This window comes from Nostoc sp. FACHB-888, assembly GCF_014696655.1.
Lineage (GTDB): Bacteria > Cyanobacteriota > Cyanobacteriia > Cyanobacteriales > Nostocaceae > Nostoc.
Genome location: NZ_JACJQM010000024.1, coordinates 21,960 through 37,287, shown reverse-complemented (window position 1 = coordinate 37,287; position 15,328 = coordinate 21,960). Strand labels below are relative to the sequence as shown.

The 15,328-nt window shown below is 39.4% G+C and carries 19 protein-coding genes; 6 read left to right on the top strand and 13 right to left on the bottom strand.

Translation table 11 applies throughout. From position 1 onward, the window contains the following. Positions 1-4: 4 nt before the first annotated feature. From H6G26_RS16790 to H6G26_RS16780, 3 genes are all read right to left on the bottom strand, one after another. The gene (locus H6G26_RS16790) at positions 5-235 is read right to left on the bottom strand and encodes a hypothetical protein (protein ID WP_190730339.1); all 231 of its coding nucleotides are present in this window, start codon (positions 233-235) and stop codon (positions 5-7) included. Between the two features lie 94 nt (positions 236-329). Continuing rightward, positions 330-1,415 (bottom strand): site-specific integrase, encoded by a 1,086-nt coding sequence (locus H6G26_RS16785; protein ID WP_190730338.1) that lies wholly within the window; start codon positions 1,413-1,415, stop codon positions 330-332. 209 nt (positions 1,416-1,624) lie between these two features. Beyond that, a complete protein-coding gene (locus tag H6G26_RS16780; RefSeq protein WP_190730337.1) occupies positions 1,625-2,140 on the bottom strand; it encodes a hypothetical protein in 516 nt (171 codons plus the stop codon). A 285-nt stretch (positions 2,141-2,425) separates the two neighbouring features. Between H6G26_RS16780 and H6G26_RS16775 the strand changes: the two genes are divergently transcribed. After that, on the top strand, positions 2,426-2,827 hold the full coding sequence (locus tag H6G26_RS16775) for a nuclease A inhibitor family protein (RefSeq protein ID WP_190730336.1): 402 nt from the start codon (positions 2,426-2,428) through the stop codon (positions 2,825-2,827). A 65-nt stretch (positions 2,828-2,892) separates the two neighbouring features. On the opposite strand, the gene H6G26_RS16770 is transcribed toward H6G26_RS16775, so the two are convergent. From H6G26_RS16770 to H6G26_RS42630, 4 genes are all read right to left on the bottom strand, one after another. After that, on the bottom strand, positions 2,893-3,738 hold the full coding sequence (locus H6G26_RS16770) for a DNA/RNA non-specific endonuclease (RefSeq protein WP_190730335.1): 846 nt from the start codon (positions 3,736-3,738) through the stop codon (positions 2,893-2,895). Between the two features lie 108 nt (positions 3,739-3,846). Next, the gene (locus H6G26_RS16765; RefSeq protein WP_190730334.1) at positions 3,847-4,260 is read right to left on the bottom strand and encodes a CpcT/CpeT family chromophore lyase; all 414 of its coding nucleotides are present in this window, start codon (positions 4,258-4,260) and stop codon (positions 3,847-3,849) included. Positions 4,261-4,580: 320 nt separating this feature from the next. Continuing rightward, a complete protein-coding gene (locus H6G26_RS42635) occupies positions 4,581-5,036 on the bottom strand; it encodes a pentapeptide repeat-containing protein (protein ID WP_242053764.1) in 456 nt (151 codons plus the stop codon). Positions 5,037-5,097: 61 nt separating this feature from the next. After that, the gene (locus H6G26_RS42630; protein WP_242053763.1) at positions 5,098-5,601 is read right to left on the bottom strand and encodes a hypothetical protein; all 504 of its coding nucleotides are present in this window, start codon (positions 5,599-5,601) and stop codon (positions 5,098-5,100) included. A gap of 556 nt (positions 5,602-6,157) precedes the next feature. Between H6G26_RS42630 and H6G26_RS16755 the strand changes: the two genes are divergently transcribed. Further along, positions 6,158-7,237 (top strand): hypothetical protein, encoded by a 1,080-nt coding sequence (locus H6G26_RS16755; protein ID WP_190730333.1) that lies wholly within the window; start codon positions 6,158-6,160, stop codon positions 7,235-7,237. 261 nt (positions 7,238-7,498) lie between these two features. Here the strand turns inward: H6G26_RS16755 and H6G26_RS16750 are convergent, their stop codons facing one another. Continuing rightward, positions 7,499-7,771 carry a GlsB/YeaQ/YmgE family stress response membrane protein gene (locus H6G26_RS16750; RefSeq protein WP_190730332.1) on the bottom strand — a complete coding sequence of 91 codons (273 nt, stop codon included), beginning with the start codon at positions 7,769-7,771 and terminating at the stop codon, positions 7,499-7,501. 336 nt (positions 7,772-8,107) lie between these two features. On the opposite strand from H6G26_RS16750, the gene H6G26_RS16745 reads away from it, so the two are divergent. After that, entirely contained in the window at positions 8,108-8,473 is a 366-nt protein-coding gene (locus H6G26_RS16745) for an S-layer homology domain-containing protein (RefSeq protein WP_190730331.1), read from the top strand. Positions 8,474-8,636: 163 nt separating this feature from the next. Here the strand turns inward: H6G26_RS16745 and H6G26_RS16740 are convergent, their stop codons facing one another. The 3 genes from H6G26_RS16740 to H6G26_RS16725 all read right to left on the bottom strand — a co-directional run bounded on the left by H6G26_RS16740 (position 8,637) and on the right by H6G26_RS16725 (position 11,936). Then, positions 8,637-9,056, bottom strand: a complete 420-nt coding sequence (locus H6G26_RS16740) for a hypothetical protein (RefSeq protein ID WP_242053761.1) — start codon at positions 9,054-9,056, stop codon at positions 8,637-8,639. Between the two features lie 134 nt (positions 9,057-9,190). Then, positions 9,191-10,777: a bifunctional metallophosphatase/5'-nucleotidase gene (locus H6G26_RS16735; protein ID WP_242053759.1), complete on the bottom strand. Its 1,587-nt coding sequence runs from the start codon at positions 10,775-10,777 to the stop codon at positions 9,191-9,193. 832 nt (positions 10,778-11,609) lie between these two features. Next, positions 11,610-11,936, bottom strand: coding sequence for a hypothetical protein (locus H6G26_RS16725; RefSeq protein ID WP_190730329.1), 327 nt, complete (start codon positions 11,934-11,936; stop codon positions 11,610-11,612). A gap of 417 nt (positions 11,937-12,353) precedes the next feature. Here H6G26_RS16725 and H6G26_RS16720 point away from each other — a divergent pair, with 417 nt between their 5' ends. Next, entirely contained in the window at positions 12,354-12,848 is a 495-nt protein-coding gene (locus H6G26_RS16720) for a sigma-70 family RNA polymerase sigma factor (protein WP_206757541.1), read from the top strand. Between the two features lie 353 nt (positions 12,849-13,201). Here the strand turns inward: H6G26_RS16720 and H6G26_RS16715 are convergent, their stop codons facing one another. After that, on the bottom strand, positions 13,202-13,747 hold the full coding sequence (locus H6G26_RS16715; protein ID WP_242053758.1) for an FAD-binding domain-containing protein: 546 nt from the start codon (positions 13,745-13,747) through the stop codon (positions 13,202-13,204). A gap of 41 nt (positions 13,748-13,788) precedes the next feature. On the opposite strand from H6G26_RS16715, the gene H6G26_RS16710 reads away from it, so the two are divergent. After that, complete coding sequence (locus H6G26_RS16710) at positions 13,789-14,025, top strand: hypothetical protein (protein ID WP_190730327.1); 237 nt, start codon at positions 13,789-13,791, stop codon at positions 14,023-14,025. A 384-nt stretch (positions 14,026-14,409) separates the two neighbouring features. Beyond that, on the top strand, positions 14,410-14,889 hold the full coding sequence (locus H6G26_RS16705; RefSeq protein WP_190730326.1) for a hypothetical protein: 480 nt from the start codon (positions 14,410-14,412) through the stop codon (positions 14,887-14,889). Between the two features lie 103 nt (positions 14,890-14,992). On the opposite strand, the gene H6G26_RS16700 is transcribed toward H6G26_RS16705, so the two are convergent. Further along, complete coding sequence (locus H6G26_RS16700; RefSeq protein ID WP_190730325.1) at positions 14,993-15,328, bottom strand: hypothetical protein; 336 nt, start codon at positions 15,326-15,328, stop codon at positions 14,993-14,995.

Genomic DNA, 15,328 nt, shown 5'->3' with positions numbered 1-15,328 from the left:
GCTACTAGCCATAAATATCTTTTAATACAGCTTCTAGCCCCACATTTAAATCTTGCAGTGCTGCATCCAAACTTTCATAACTTTCTTTTCCTTGCCAAAGCATTCCACCACAATCGAGTGCGCGTATAAAAGAATTGAGAGGACTATCTACGTCATAACCAATTTCAATCCAGCCTTCATGCTCATCTACCCAACGAGCAATATTTGGGTAAGTTTTTTCAAATGAAACTTTCATATTTTCCTCCAGAACTAATCACCACATCACTCATCATCATCTGGCAAATACAAAGCGCTGCTATCAGTCAGCCGTTTATGGAATTATCAACCAATCAAAACCTCGGCAACACTGTACCCGTCCCCGCATCCTTCTTCACTCTTACATACCCCTTGGTAGTATCGCTCTTGCTGTGTCCCAACTGGTCTTGCACCTGAAAAAGCAGTTTACTCTCCACCGCCCTCGTTGCATGAGAATGCCGTAACCAGTGACACGAAAACTTCACCTTCGCCGTTTCAGATATATCTTGAATCAATCTTTTAATTGCCCGATCGCTCAACGGCAACCCCCTTTTTGCTGGGTCAGGTGACATGTTCGGGAACACGGGCATCTTATCACTGGCCATCCCCCGATACTTCTTGAAAACGAGCGAAGTCTCATGGTCTAACCCAATCTCGCGGTACTTGCCACCTTTGCCTCGGAACTTAATCGTATAGTATCCCCGATTTCTATCCTCTGGTGTCGGGTCGGGATACCACTGGAAATTATGCCAATATAACCCCGGATAATCTTCTCTCGGTTTAAAAGGTACATCACCTGGAACCGTCACCCGACCAACTTCACCAACCCGCATCCCACTATAAAAAAGTAGAGAGAACACCAACCAATGCTGCCCCCCTAACTGTTTGGCAGCATCAGCTAGCTTCGTCATCTCCCAATCTTCTAGATATCGCTCAGATTTAGGTAAATCACTAAAATTATCGTAATTTATACTACTTGCAATATTCCGCAAGAAATAGCCACAATTCTCAGCCGAACCGTAACTCCACAGCGATCGCAGCATTAGTACTTGGTTAGATTTAGTATAAGGGGAAACCTCACCCCAACTAGCAACAAACTCCAGTAACAATGGTAGCTGGATTAATCTTAAATCAGGTATACCTTGATTCCGTACCCAATCAAGCAATTTTTGACCAAATCGGTAGTATTTTCGCTTAGTTTGTTCGCGGTTTTGACTACCTGCCCAAGCTAAAATTAATTCCTCATCATTACCCACCGCAGGCGTGCGGTAATAATATTGCCGAATTACCTCCGATACTAATTCTGGAGTTACTTGCTGTGAGGTATTTGGCGATACAACTTTTCCTAGTTGGGGAGAGTGAATCTCTACGGAGCTAATTTCAATATTGGTAACATCCATCTGGTCTTTAGGGTTACACGATGATAAATATATAGCTTCCTGGAAGTGCAGTTTCAGGAAGCTTTTATATTCTACGACAGCGCAGTGATTATGCGGGTATTACCTGGGTAAGCCGCATGAAGATGCTTGAAGCGATAAGGCAGTACGAAGCGGCACTGTGCCTCATAGCTTTAAACACAATTAATTAGCCAAAGGTTGCGCCAAATCGTTTATTTCACTGGATGGTAAAGTCCGTCTTTTGCATTCCATTCCCAACCTATGCCTCTGGGGTCGCGGTTACGAGTCCAACTGATAAATTCTTTGGTAGTGAGTTTTTCTCGTTCCGGTGCGAGGCTCGACGGACTTAAACCTAGTCGCGGTGCTAGATTTTCAGGGGGCAATGCAAGCAGTTCAACTTGGGTTTGCTGGTATGGGTTAGCTTGTCTTTTTTGTTTGGGTTGACTGTTGTATCTATTTGATGAAATAGCCCGTTCGATGAGTTCCAGCTTTTTGGTCATTGTGTCGAGCTTGCTTTCCAGCTTCTTCTCCAACTGCAAAACCGATTTACTACTTGGGGCAACATCGATATCAATATTGCTATCAAACTTGGATATCAATTCCTCTAAGCCTTGCAGCAAGGCAATTGTATGCCCCTCTCTGTGCAGTTTGGATAGTTGGCGTACTACTGGAATTAAGGCAGTAGGCACGCGAATCATTTCGCTTGGTGGGGTCTTGTCGTCAGCCATTTGATATCAGTTTTGATAGCAATGAACTGATTGTAGAGCCAAAGCGTTGCTTGCCGGCGTTAGGTATCGCTATTTACAAGCGAGGAAACTTGAGCTTCAGAGGGGAGCGATCACAGTCCGGCGTTAGCGGAGCTGATCGTAGATATCGCCTGTTGCATTGCAAATGACTTATGGTTGCACCAAAGACAGGATGATGCCAACCAGCGAACCCAAAAGTAGCACCATACTGCTGATAAAACTAATGATGCTAAATTAAAAATATTGTATATAAATCAATTCTATTCTATGACTAATGAAATTACTGAAAAGCTCAAGCAAGCCTCTGATAGTTTGCTAATGATGAGTGAGTCAGAATATCCCTTTGAAGTTTTTTTGTGGTCTAATCAAGCTCAAGAACCAATGACCGCTCAAAAACTTCTTCAGTTAACAGGACATTCCCCAGAAACCTCAGTTGAAGAAGTAGAACTAGATTATTTATTTCGTAACTGTGCTGAGGAAAAAGAATGGCATGATGAAATACAAAAACAAAATGTACAAAAATATCACTCACTTGTCAAAACATTAAAAGATAATCTGATTGATATTCATGTTTATCGCATAGGCACGATAAGTATCGATGTCTATATTGTTGGTAAAACTCCAGATAAAGATTTAGCCGGAATTTCCACAAAAGTTGTAGAAACCTAACCCAGAAATCATCAGCCTGTCCCTAAATACAGACAGGCTTTAAGTTTTAAGTGAGCTAACTATTCTTACAAATTGTCAACTCTAGCTTCAATTGTACTTTGAACAGATGTAGAGACATTAGAGAGCAAATTGTAACCAGTGTTCGTTTCGATAGAATCAACACTGACTCTGTAGTTTCTCCAATCCACATTTCTGATACCTTGTGTATTTGGCATATTGACAGCAATTACTCTTGTGTTAGTAGTGACGTTGCTAGCAGTCGAATTTGATGAATCTAATACTACAATAACTTTCCAAGTTCTGGCCGGAACTGTAACGTTACCATTAGCAATTGTGTTTTTTGTTCCATTAGACCCAGTTCCACCAGTACCATAGGAACCGGAAATAATATAAAGTTCTTTCCCCTGGTTTACTAAATCTCTAGAATAGTTTTCTAGCGCCGCCCAAGGACCCTGATTATTATCAGGTGATTGAGGAATTATATTCGTCATTAAGAAAGTAGCAGAGTTATTGGTAACTGTGTTTGTCCTATCTGCTGAAGCAGTCATGTGTCCCCTATCAAAACCGCTACCAGTGTAATCGGAAGAAGTGACTCGGTAGCAGCCTGAAGGTAATGTAGTATCTGCACGAAAATCATCTTGGCGAGGTGCGCTTCCTAGCCATGATGTGTTCAATTGCCAACTTACCCAATTTGGGGTTCCTCTAAAGCAGTTATAAGAAACCGCATATTGAGATTTGCTCAACAAAAGATTACTGAAACTAGTGTTAGCACCACTGGGATTGCCCATTCTTAGATGAACACTTGAGGTTTGGGCAGTTAGTGGCTTTTGTAGATAATTAAGCAGAGTGAAAAATATTGCTGCTGGTACAGCAATAGGTAGAATAGCCCTGAAAAACTGAGACTTCTTCATTTGTTACTAATTTATTTGTTCTAACAAACTACAATTGTTTCTGTTAAAGTTACAGAAATTCAGTAAAGCTTGGCGATCACAATATAGCTTTGATTGTATAAACAGAGGTTAAAAAGCTGTATTGCTAATGTTAATGATTCGCTGTTGTTCTGGTTGATTACATAACCCACCTAAAATATCACTGTTGACAAAGCTACGAATACTGAGATTTACTACAGAATTACCCTCACTAAAAGAATAAAACCTGATACGCTCGAAAACAGTACTTTGCTGTTCTAGATAGACATTTTGTGAATTAGAGAATAAGTTGTCATCGTCTAGTTGCACACTACAGTTAGACATGGTGATGAGTGGAGCAGTAGGGTTAGAAGCTACCTGTTGAGCATTATCAAAAAAACCCGTGAACCACTGTGCTACTTCCTTAACTTGTGTTGAAAGTGACGGAGCAAAAGCAACAGCACGACTGGGAAATATTAATACTGAAAGTATTAATGTCAGAGAATATACCTTTAGCTTATGCATACATTTAGTTGAAACTGGTAAAGCTAAACAACGCGGAATCTCTGATAAATCATACTAGGTGTTCAGATGTTTACAACATAGGAAAGGTAGCAATACCGAATTGGGGGGTATCAGTCATAGGGTGAGCTTCTATAGTATTTATGTACTATAAAAATTATAGAGAATAGCGATTCCTACGGTTCAAAAAACCTATGCAGTCTGGAATTTTTGGTATAACATCAGTTTAATCCCCCCAACGGCGATCGCTCGACTGAGTGCAACTTTTCCTTTAAGAAGTATTGAAACTGCATTACTGACCGAGGAGTAATTTTGATTTACTTTTAACAGTTACCAACTCCAAATTGTTTAAGCTGTTGTCTCAATTCATACTTGTTACCATCTGGTAAGATAGCACCTGTCAAGTCGGCACCAGTTAAATCAGTACCATTTAAGTTTGCATCTGTTAAATCGGTGTTACGCAGATCAGCATTGCTAAGGTCGGCATTGCTTAAGTCAGTATTTTTAAGAATGGCATTTTTAAGAATAGCACTTTTGAAGCAAGCACTAGGCAAAAAGCGTCCGCTCAAGTCGGCATTTTGTAAGTCAGCGCAATATAGCAGAACTCCAGTATCAACACAACCTGATAATGTTGGTAATGCGTTCTTGATTCTTTTTATAATGCGTGGGTCGGTAAGACTTAAGTTAGCGTTACTTAATTTTGCGTAACCTAATTTAGCACCTTTGAGTTTAACATTATTTAAGTTGGCATTAGTCAATTCAGCCTGTTCTAAATTCAACTCACCTATCAATCCTACGTCACTTAGAAATCGAATGATGCGTCCTTTGCGTTCTCCGTCTTTATCTAGCCTGCGTAGGTAGTATTGATAAAGTACACGCGCGCGCTGCGTCTAGTAATGCATTTAGTTTAGGGTCTTTGAAATTCGTATCTTCTTGTTTTTTAGTAATTAACAGTTTTAGTTCTTTGTCTATAAGTAGTTCTGAAATATGTTTGAAGTAAGCCAGCATCGCTTCTTCACGAGAAGTAATATCAACTTGTTGTTTTTCACTACGCTGAAATTGGTACAACACAATTGGAATCGCAAGTGTACCAGCCAGCCCTAACCAGTCCCAAAGTGTTTTACCTGATTGAAAATGCTCAGTAGTTTTTGTAAGTTTAACAATTTTTCCATCTCTAGGATTAATTACCTCTTCTATAGTTACTGATTTATTAGAGTCGGCACCGAATCCAACCCAATTCACTCGGTACAATACAGGAAGAACTGCAATAACTCCAGCAATAGCTAGCACTATTAGTAGCTTACGCTTTATGTTCCAGCCATTTAGAGGTTCTTGCACGCTCATAGTCGGTAACTCTAATGAATACACATATATTTATATTCATTCGGGTAGTACCTAATTCCTGATAAATAACTAGAACTTACGCACGCTCACAAAAATACTATCTTGTGTATTAACGGAATTTGGTCATTTCAAGCTTTTGATGACCAACTTCACATAGAGAGTGATCGCACTCTGTAATCTTAGGCATAGTACCAGTTATACACCCAGCTTTTTCCTCTTTGAATATAGCCAAGCACAACCAATGACGAATTAACCATGTGCAGAAATAGGAATCAGTGAGTTGACCTGAGAAATGGAAGCAATATCAAACCTAAATTCAAAATTTCGCTAAGTTTTTTGAGTTGGCAGAACTTTATGCCTAAGAATAGTAAACATTGGCTGATGGAGGAACAATGAAGCTATATTATATTCATTCCCACAACAAGAGCGGTACACCCCCAATGACTTTTAAAATAAATGGGAATTGCTTATGACTTAGTTCGAGTCAATTGAAGGTTTTTATGCCAAGCAAGATAGCTCCCTATTTTTTATCTGCTCAGATGCAATAAGCCAAGCTATGGAAAACGAAAAACAAGCTATTATTTTTATTCCTGGATTTGATGCAAATACGCAAAATTACTATATTGAACATTATCTAGGAATTGGACTGACAAGCCGTTTAGAAGGAAAAAAAATTACTCTTGATTCAGAAGATATCAAAATTGCTGGTCAAAGTGGCAAGAGATTCATTTATTATATTGATAAAAAACATAAAAAAACTATAGATGTATATGAAGTATATTGGACAGATTTAGCTGATAGTTTGACCAAAGAATCTCAAAAAAAACAATTAATTTTAGGATTTGATTTATTTCTTTTTTGGCTACCAAAGTTTTTTACTATTGCCAGCAAATCAAAAATATTTTTAATACAAATTAATCTTTTTTTAGTATTAATGTTGGCTTGGTACTATGGCATTGTTGTGATGTTATTAACTGCTATAGGCTCAGATCCAAACATTTTAGGAACAAAAATTCCAGAAGGATGGGCAAAAAATTTGGGAGAGATTGGTAAAAGTTTTGGAGGCTGGTCAGTTTGGATTATTGTGAGTATCTTACTAAATCTATTGCCTGGGTCAGTCAATTTGATTATCGATTTAGTACATTTTCTCAAACGTTATATTCAAGATGAAACTGAAAAAGGTTTGGGTGGAATTAGAGATAGAATTCGACAACGATTAAATACTGTTATTAATGATGTTCTAAATGAAGCCAGCTATACCAAAGTTAAAGTATTGGCTCATAGTGTAGGAACCTTAATAGCAACTGATACCTTGGCTGATTACCAACCTGATGAACTCAAAAAAATTCACTATATTACTTTAGGTAGCCCGCTAGAAGCATTGACATACAAATCTGTATGGCTGCAACAAGAAATTGATAAATGTCTACAGAATGAGTTTATAGAAACCTGGAGCGATTTCTATTCAGATCAAGATTGGTTATGTTCTAAAGTTCCTATCTCTAATGGTGAGAATAGAAGCAAAATAGAATTTATGCCACTTTCTTTGAGAGTATCCTGGTTGAATCAGTTACTCGGAAAATCTCATAATGCTTATTTCTTTGACTCAAAGGTACTCAGTAAAATCATAGAGTGATGGAAAGTGGGGATTTACTTTGTTGGTAGGATGCGTAGGTAAAGCTCATGTCTACTTTAAGGGGCTGCTCGGTGTCGCTCCAGGGGTGCAACTTTTCCTCTTTGAATATCAAGCCAAAAAGTGGCCATCGATTTATCAAAATAATAATAATAGCGCTTACCTATAGTTAGGTAAGCGCTACTGTTTTAATTAAATTCAGGGAGAAAATATAGCGAAATGAATTCCCTGATCTTTACTATTAATTAATTCCAATTTAATTGATTACACAGCACTGCGACGATTTAGCAAGTTCCACAAGAAAACAGCAACCATTGCACCAAGAACTGCTATTACAACCCCGGTTAAGCTGAGAGTTGGAGCCGCTAGAGCCAAGGTTCCTGTACTGAAGAATACACCCAAACTACCACCAACAAAAGCACCGATAATTCCTAATAAGATTGTTCCTAAGATTCCGCCGCCTTGATGACCAGGGTAGATAGCCTTTGCAATAGCACCAGCAATTAGACCTAAAACAATCCAAGCAAGAATATTCATTGTTTTAATTTGATAAACGTTTTTTAATGACAAATACACAATAGCAATCCAAACATTGACATTCAATCTATCAACAGAACCAATTATTAATAGCCTTGAGGATGAATGCTGTTACTTCTGGTGATATACCTCATAACTGAAATGGATAATAAATAAAAAAAGCTCCTAGTTGGTCTAAAACCAGGAGCTTCGTTTATTCATTGCTTGATAATTGCAGTATATGCATTTTTAATGATTGTTCTCATCTACTTTAAGAATTAAGCTAAGTTTGAAAGCCGAATATTAATTTGATAAGGTGAAGGAGTAAATGGCTTGTAGCTGCGCTCAATGTTTAAGATGTCCTCAATTGCTGGCTTGCTTCCATTCGCCACCACGACTACCTTGGCACTAGCAACAATTATTTTCTATCCATCAAAAACTTTGTCACAAACAACAAGCGACGGGCGCAACACAGTTCCCCAGGCAGGTTGCCTATCTGGGTATCCTGATGGCACATATCGAGGTTCGCGCCCAGTTACGCGCTATGAATTTGCTGCTGGTTTGAATACGTGCCTAAATCAGCTAAATCAAGTTATTCCCGCTAACAGGGCGGATTTAGCAACGAAGCAAGATTTGGAAATTTTGCTCAAACGACAAAGAGAATTAAACCAACAACTTCAAGAACTAAACGAGCGAGTTGACACCCCACCTGCTACAAAATAAGCATTCGACAGCAGTTAGTTTATCATATGGCGGAAGCGCCCGCAGTCCGGCGTTAGCGGAGCTTATCGTAGATATCGCTCTTAATTCTTAGAGGAAACCCTAAGCGACACCAAACAGCCCGTCGTAGACATCGCTCCCACTTGGGCCAGAACTAAAAACCTTATCACTCTCCATCCTTAAGCTCTAACTGATAAATCCGCATTGATGGGTACTCGTCCATCATCCGCCAGTAATACCCAGTAGGCGGCGACGACACCCTACCACCGCAACGGTAGAGAAAAACTGGTTCACAGGAGCGCATAGCTTTCTTCATCATCTGCTCCAGGCTGGGGTCTGGGTTAGCGTCGTCGTACCAGATAATATGAGATTTACCCAAATATTCAGCCGCCATTAAACTAGAAAATAGCCATTCCATCAGCGATTGAATTTGCTGTTGCTCAACGCCGCAGCTTTGTTGTCCGTAGCATAGAATAGTTGGCTGGGCTGGTTTGGGTTTGAGGAAGTTCAGTAATTTCATGACGGCAAGAAACGCAACTATTACCAGGGTTCCCATTTGTTGAGGTGCGATACCTAGCTTGGGCAAGAAAGTGCGATCGCTCCTTTTCGCTTTTCCTCGCTTGTATTTGGACTATGGGCATGTAGGCAATTAGGCCGATGCATCATAATAAAAAATTATGGATAATTGGGTTAAATTTTCAGAGTCTGACTAGCGGTTGCTTAACGCTTTAATTGGTCAATCATCACAAAACGAATATCTCGTTTTTCGGCAATCAGTTTAATCCCTGGTTGTTGAAGATTTAAGAAGTCTAATCCTTTTTCTTTACCACTGATTAAAAAGTCATTCATAGCAATTTTGTAAGTGCGTTTGGGGTCAAGGAGTTGGCCTTGAATCAACCAATTTCTGGAATTTGCTTCCTGACTAACTTTGGCTGTTTGCAGATAACCACCAGTGCCTTTATTGGCTTGCCCTTGATTTAATACTCTTTGCAAAAGCGCACCATTTATTTCTACTGCAACAACTTTACCGCCGAAAGGCAGTATCCGAATCACGTCATATTGGGTAATTGGGCCTGCTGGAATGACATCATCAATCCGAATTGAACCGCCATTAAATACAGCTAAATCTGCGTCAGGTACTTCCTGCAACATCGCCTGGGCAATTAACTCTGTAAGCTTTGTAGATTGGTTGCGGACGCTAGATTCTAAACCATCTAAAGCAGATGTTAGTTTGCCAATTACTTGATTTGGCTCAAAACCATTGGCGCGAAATGCCTGATAACCTAGTTCTAGCCATTCCTTAACTATCTTTGCAACTTTGGGGTTTTCGGGAATTTTCTCGGTTACTGGTACTAAGCGCGAGTTAATTTGGAGGTTTTTCTTTACTGTATCGTAACTCAATTGGTGAACGTAAACTGTACGTGCATTAGCATCTGCTTTAAAAATCGGTGTAAAATCTCGACCCCGCCATTGCTGGATATTTTCATGCTCATGACCACCAAGAATGATATCAATTTCCGGTACAGTTTCGGCTAGTTTGCGGTCATCTTCAATTGATAGATGGGTAATCGCAACTACAATATCAACTTTACCCTTGAGTTTACTAACCTGCTGTTTGGCTGTTGCAATTGGATCGGTGTAACTGACATACTTAGGCTGATTACTATCAAGGGTAACACCAATTAATCCGACCCTAACCACAGCACCGCGATCGCCTTTGACATTGAATACTATTGAGCGGGGAACACCTTTGAAGGGTTGTCCTGTGCTATCAGATACATTACTGGAAACCCAGCGAAACCGAGATTCTTGCAATCTTTGATAGAAGAGGTTTTCGGAGATGTCAAATTCGTGATTGCCAAAAGTTGCATAGTCAAACCCCAAGGCATTCATCACAGCTACCATTTGCTGACCAGCCAGAGGTATACCGTTAATTTTGGCAGTTCCTAAAGCCGAAGGGCTAAAGGCATCTCCGGCTAACAGAGTGTAAGTGCGGGGGTTGTCCTTGTAAAGCTGTTGTCGTAGGGTAGCGACACGCGCTAAACCGCCACGAGTTCCCCCCTCCACAGGAGTAATTTCGTAGACATCGTTAAGTTGCAACAGGTTAATTTTAACGATTTCTGCAAGTGCAGGAGTAGCTAAAGTTATTGTGGCTAATACTTGTAAAATTACACTGCACCCTTGACAAATAAGTTTCATATTTAGCTTTGAAAACTCGTACTCTACGGAATTGATTGTACTAGAAAGAGGCAATTCCTCAGTGCGATCGCTGAATGTGGGTTGACAGTATTGCCTATCATCAGACATAACAAAAACCCCACGAGTGAGGTGAGGTTGATTTTTTGAAATTTCTGCATACTCCCTTAGTTTCTCAGTTTTGGAGGAAAATTATAGCGTGGAGATCAAATTGCATCAGCTATGTGCCTTATTGATTTACCTTGTTAGCTTTGCAGATCGATAAGAGATTGAGACTGCCGCCTGCGTTTGAGCAGCAGCGGGGTACCCAAAACAGCCAGGAACGCGATACTCAACGACGGCTCTGGTACTGCCTGTGTTTGACGCGATTGGATGTATGTAGATAAACCAGTGAGATTATCAGTATTAATTAGGTCAACATTGGCATCGTAGAGAGACTTTTCATGGTACATCTTCCCTAAAGTCCTCTCTCAAAATAATTGGCTTGTATCTTAGAGCGAGTTAAGCTTCGGTAATCTTTTTCTTAAAAAGTTAGGTACTGCCGTAAGCGATCGCCTACAGTGGGCGATTTGCGCTATCACACTGTGAAATTTATCTACTACAGATGGAGTAGCAGTATCAAAACCAGTCAAGTCACATATTAATAGCAAACATCACTAATTATTGAAGGTAAACATAATTCTGGAGCTATGAATATGCTTCGATTATTTAATTCATTTGCATCCAAGCTCGGCAGTATTAAAGAGCAAAAAACTGAGGGAATGGCGGCGGTTGTTGCCTATTTAATGTTTGCTTCTTACTGTTTAACATTAGTAGCTATACTCTGCGTGGTAGTTGTTTTATAGTCTCAGTTTTGAATCAGCAGAATGTAGATATTAAATTCTGTTTTGATTATCAAACTAAGAACATAGTGATGACTATGTTCTTAGTTTATCAGACAAATTTACTTGGTATGCCGAAAAGTAATTTGCTTCAAATCCCCACAATCAGTTACTAGATACTCTCTTAATCTAGCTTGAAAATTCTTGTGTTCATTTTCATGAATTGGGTTTAAATTATGACCAATAACATAGTCGGCTTCTGTCATCCAAAAATCAATAATTTGGTCTATTTGAGCGATTTCTAGAATATCTGCTATCCGTTGTGCTTCTGATTCTGATAAACTGCTTAGACTTGCTAAAGAACAATACTCTCGGATAATGTTCTTCTGCTCATGAGTTAATGGTAACTCTGGATTTTTAATTTCCTTTGAGAAAGAAAAATTGACCATTGGTACTAGCTCCTTATCACCAAATTCTGTTCGGACTTACATATCCATCTAGTTGTAGAATTCGTTAGAGATACGCAGTATCCTTTTAATTTCCAGTTTGTGAACATATTTGGCTTGGTTAACCTCCTATTATACAGTGAGAATGTTTGAGTTTTGTGACCTTGCATAATGAATAGTGAAAATATTTTACTTTTGTGACCGCTAATGGCGAAAATTTAGAAAAATTTTATTAACAAGTCACAAAAACATCATTTTTGTCACTAACAAGTAAAGTTAATCCATTTTTCAATCGAATAAGAAGCCGTAATACTTCCTATTTAGTTAACTGGAGGCAATCGGATGCTATCTTGTGGTCGTAAGGCATTTGACACAGAATTTCAGGTCTTGCTTGATTCTGGGAGTTCTTCTGCCCACTCGATGTTAGCTTTCATTAAGCGCAGCCTTGCCCAATTCAATCTGACTAATTCTTATAGTCCTACTTGGGTACTGAATGAGGCATATATGCGTGGAATCAAACTTATGGCAAAAGGTGAACAGATTGATAAACCCCTTGCTTGGGTTCGAGCTACAGCTTATAACATCATTAGAGAACAGAGCCGAGAACGTAACAGATTTTTACAACTTGAGGAAAGCATGATTGAAATTCATGTTAATGCTAGCCTTGCCGTCTCTGAAGAAATTGAAGAAGAATTATTAAAAAGGGTAAACCTAGCCTTTGAAAAGTTAGAGCTAGAGGAAAAAGAAATTTTGATTTTGAAGGAGGTAAAAGATTTATCATGGAAGGAAATTCAATTGCATTTAATTTTACAAGGTAAGGAAGCTCAGAATGAAGCAACATTGCGTAAACGCAAAGAAAGAGCTTTAAAGCATCTTCGCAGCATATATCATTCTTTGGAACTTCAAAATGTTTAGCATTCTTGAGTGCAATTATAAAAGTGTTTGAATACCATTAGTTTTACCTAGCAATGCCTGAAGAATAAATCTGAACGCTTACGAGATGTTTGTATAATTTATATTGCTTGGTTACGCATCAAGAAAGTGTAGGGTGAAGCGACCCACCTATTACCAGGCGATGTTTGACGAAAAGCCGCTATGCGTCGGAAGCATATCTACCCCGTTTGGATCGCTGACTCTTTAACTTTTCCTCGCTTGTATATTTTTAGCTGAAATACTCGCTCAAAGTGAAGGCGATGCCTACGGTGGTAAACTACGCTCTTAACTGACTTTCCCCTAGAACTAGCTGCGATCGCTATCCTTCTTCTTTTCTACTCTAGTTCTGCCTCTAATTCCTTGAATTCTTTGTACTGTCTATCTTTGTGCTGCCAGTATTTATTGACTGTTTCTTTAGCTGCAACTGCACTTTCATATTCTGTTCCACCTTGGAGAGTTAACCTTTCTCTTACTTTTTTCCGAAGGTCAGAGATGATTTTACCGTTAACTTTGCGGGTTTTAGCCCAATCTAAAATAGTTGGTGGATAAGAACTAGTGCCAATATATTTACCTTGAATAATTTCTGGTAGACTGTAACCTTTTAGTTCGCTTACCCAATAGTAAATAAATTTAAGGTCTGGGTCTTTTTCTGGAATATTCTTATTTGGGTTATATATGCGAAAAGTATCACTAAGCGGATTAGTAACACCTGATTGCATCTGCCATTGCCAATTATCAATTGCTAAATCTCCATCTACTAAATAGTTCATATAATGTTTAGCCCCGTGATGCCAAGAAATACCGCAATTGATAGTTAGGAATGTGGCGCACATCGCTCGCATCCGAAAGTTCATCCAACCCATAGTTTTTAGTTGTCGCATACTGGCATCTAGGAGAGGAAAGCGATCGCCCACCCCCCACCATGACTGAAACCCACGACCTCGGCATGACCGATACCGAGTATGCCTTGCTAATAGCCCAAGGCTACGACCCCAACCTAAAAAGCCAGTTGATAGAGCTTGGCGAAAACCCAGACCAAGCTAGGCAGTTAGTCCGAATAGTGGGACTGACCAAAGACAAACCGCTCCAGACTGAGGAGGAGTGGCAAGAGTTTATGGCAGTTTGGGAGCATACTTGCGATGGTTCTGTTGGAAAATGAGCGACATCGGACAGCCCGTCGTAGACATCGCCCCTCATTCTTAGAGGAAACCAGAGGAGCGATCGCTGATTTACTATTTATTTTCTAGTACATTACTAGCCAGTTGTGGCGAAGCGATAACCGAGCGCTGTGAGTTGGCTGCTGAGTTCTACAGCGTTGGGTCAACAACTGGCGATTTGTGGCTGTTCTGTTGTGTTGATATCTCATTTAAACCGCAATTCAGAGATAAGTTATGCCAAATTGCCTGAACCTTGAAACATAGCGGTATAACTTCAATTTTTTCTTAGAGGAAAGCCCAAGCGTAGGCGCACCCCTTAAAGTAAACATCGCCACCTCACAACCCCAAATCCTGCTAAAATCCCTGTATTCAATACACCAACTACCATGTCTGGCAAAGGATTTGGGCAATCTCAACCTACTAAAATCGATAAACTTATTGAATCTGCGGTGCGTTATTGCCACCAACGCAGTCCAGAAGCCCTAGACAGCATCTTTGATAATCTACCTGTCAACCTGAACCAACAAGTAGTAACAGGGATTTTGGCAGCATTGCAGAAAGATATTGACACTTTGAGTTGGTTTTGCGGCTATATGGCATCAGAAATCAACCGCAGTGAGGACAACCAAAAGCCTCATCATCCCATTGCCGAACTTAGCAAAACTTTGATTACATCGGGGATGGAACCGTTTACTGATTTTATGCCTTACCCAGGTTGCCGCATCGTCATACTCAATTCTGAGAAATTTGAATCATTGCCGCCTAGAGTGCAAGCAGCAGTCAAAGAAGCTTTTGATGTGGTAGAAACTAGTGGGGAAGAGGCACAAAGGAGAAATGAGGCATTGCTACGTGAGTTGGAAGTGTAGTAAACGACATAGTATAACTGCCAGATGAGCGTAGGCATCGCTACACACATTTACGTGTTTGTTGATATTAGGCGTTAATGTGCTTCTTTATTTATTAAATATATTAGTTGGATTGGAATATTGTGATAACAGTATCATGCCAAATAGTAATTTCTTGAATAGTCTGATTGATTTTATCTGTATCACTGCTGATTATTTCTAAATTCAATAGACAATTCACTAAGAATCTAACTAAATAAGTCAATTTCAAAGCATTATCAAATGCTAGATTTGGCATGATGTTTTCAATAAGATATATTGATTCTTTAATAATATTCTCTATTCTTGGGCTTTGACCTTCTTGTAATAAAGATTGTATTGTTTGTAAATTGTTAACTAAATTATCTAAATTCGCTTGAGCTTCTTGTCTAAGAAAAAAGGTTTGTGTAAAATCGTTCAT

What these genes read in the sequence shown, in the direction of transcription:
- H6G26_RS16790 (WP_190730339.1), bottom strand. Translation starts at nt 235, where the DNA reads ATGAAAGTTTCATTTGAAAAAACTTACCCAAATATTGCTCGTTGGGTA.
- H6G26_RS16785 (WP_190730338.1), bottom strand. Translation starts at nt 1,415, where the DNA reads ATGGATGTTACCAATATTGAAATTAGCTCCGTAGAGATTCACTCTCCC.
- H6G26_RS16780 (WP_190730337.1), bottom strand. Translation starts at nt 2,140, where the DNA reads ATGGCTGACGACAAGACCCCACCAAGCGAAATGATTCGCGTGCCTACT.
- H6G26_RS16775 (WP_190730336.1), top strand. Translation starts at nt 2,426, where the DNA reads ATGACTAATGAAATTACTGAAAAGCTCAAGCAAGCCTCTGATAGTTTG.
- H6G26_RS16770 (WP_190730335.1), bottom strand. Translation starts at nt 3,738, where the DNA reads ATGAAGAAGTCTCAGTTTTTCAGGGCTATTCTACCTATTGCTGTACCA.
- H6G26_RS16765 (WP_190730334.1), bottom strand. Translation starts at nt 4,260, where the DNA reads ATGCATAAGCTAAAGGTATATTCTCTGACATTAATACTTTCAGTATTA.
- H6G26_RS42630 (WP_242053763.1), bottom strand. Translation starts at nt 5,601, where the DNA reads ATGAGCGTGCAAGAACCTCTAAATGGCTGGAACATAAAGCGTAAGCTA.
- H6G26_RS16755 (WP_190730333.1), top strand. Translation starts at nt 6,158, where the DNA reads ATGGAAAACGAAAAACAAGCTATTATTTTTATTCCTGGATTTGATGCA.
- H6G26_RS16750 (WP_190730332.1), bottom strand. Translation starts at nt 7,771, where the DNA reads ATGAATATTCTTGCTTGGATTGTTTTAGGTCTAATTGCTGGTGCTATT.
- H6G26_RS16745 (WP_190730331.1), top strand. Translation starts at nt 8,108, where the DNA reads ATGTCCTCAATTGCTGGCTTGCTTCCATTCGCCACCACGACTACCTTG.
- H6G26_RS16735 (WP_242053759.1), bottom strand. Translation starts at nt 10,777, where the DNA reads ATGTCTGATGATAGGCAATACTGTCAACCCACATTCAGCGATCGCACT.
- H6G26_RS16725 (WP_190730329.1), bottom strand. Translation starts at nt 11,936, where the DNA reads ATGGTCAATTTTTCTTTCTCAAAGGAAATTAAAAATCCAGAGTTACCA.
- H6G26_RS16720 (WP_206757541.1), top strand. Translation starts at nt 12,354, where the DNA reads ATGTTAGCTTTCATTAAGCGCAGCCTTGCCCAATTCAATCTGACTAAT.
- H6G26_RS16715 (WP_242053758.1), bottom strand. Translation starts at nt 13,747, where the DNA reads ATGCGACAACTAAAAACTATGGGTTGGATGAACTTTCGGATGCGAGCG.
- H6G26_RS16710 (WP_190730327.1), top strand. Translation starts at nt 13,789, where the DNA reads ATGACTGAAACCCACGACCTCGGCATGACCGATACCGAGTATGCCTTG.
- H6G26_RS16705 (WP_190730326.1), top strand. Translation starts at nt 14,410, where the DNA reads ATGTCTGGCAAAGGATTTGGGCAATCTCAACCTACTAAAATCGATAAA.
- H6G26_RS16700 (WP_190730325.1), bottom strand. Translation starts at nt 15,328, where the DNA reads ATGAACGATTTTACACAAACCTTTTTTCTTAGACAAGAAGCTCAAGCG.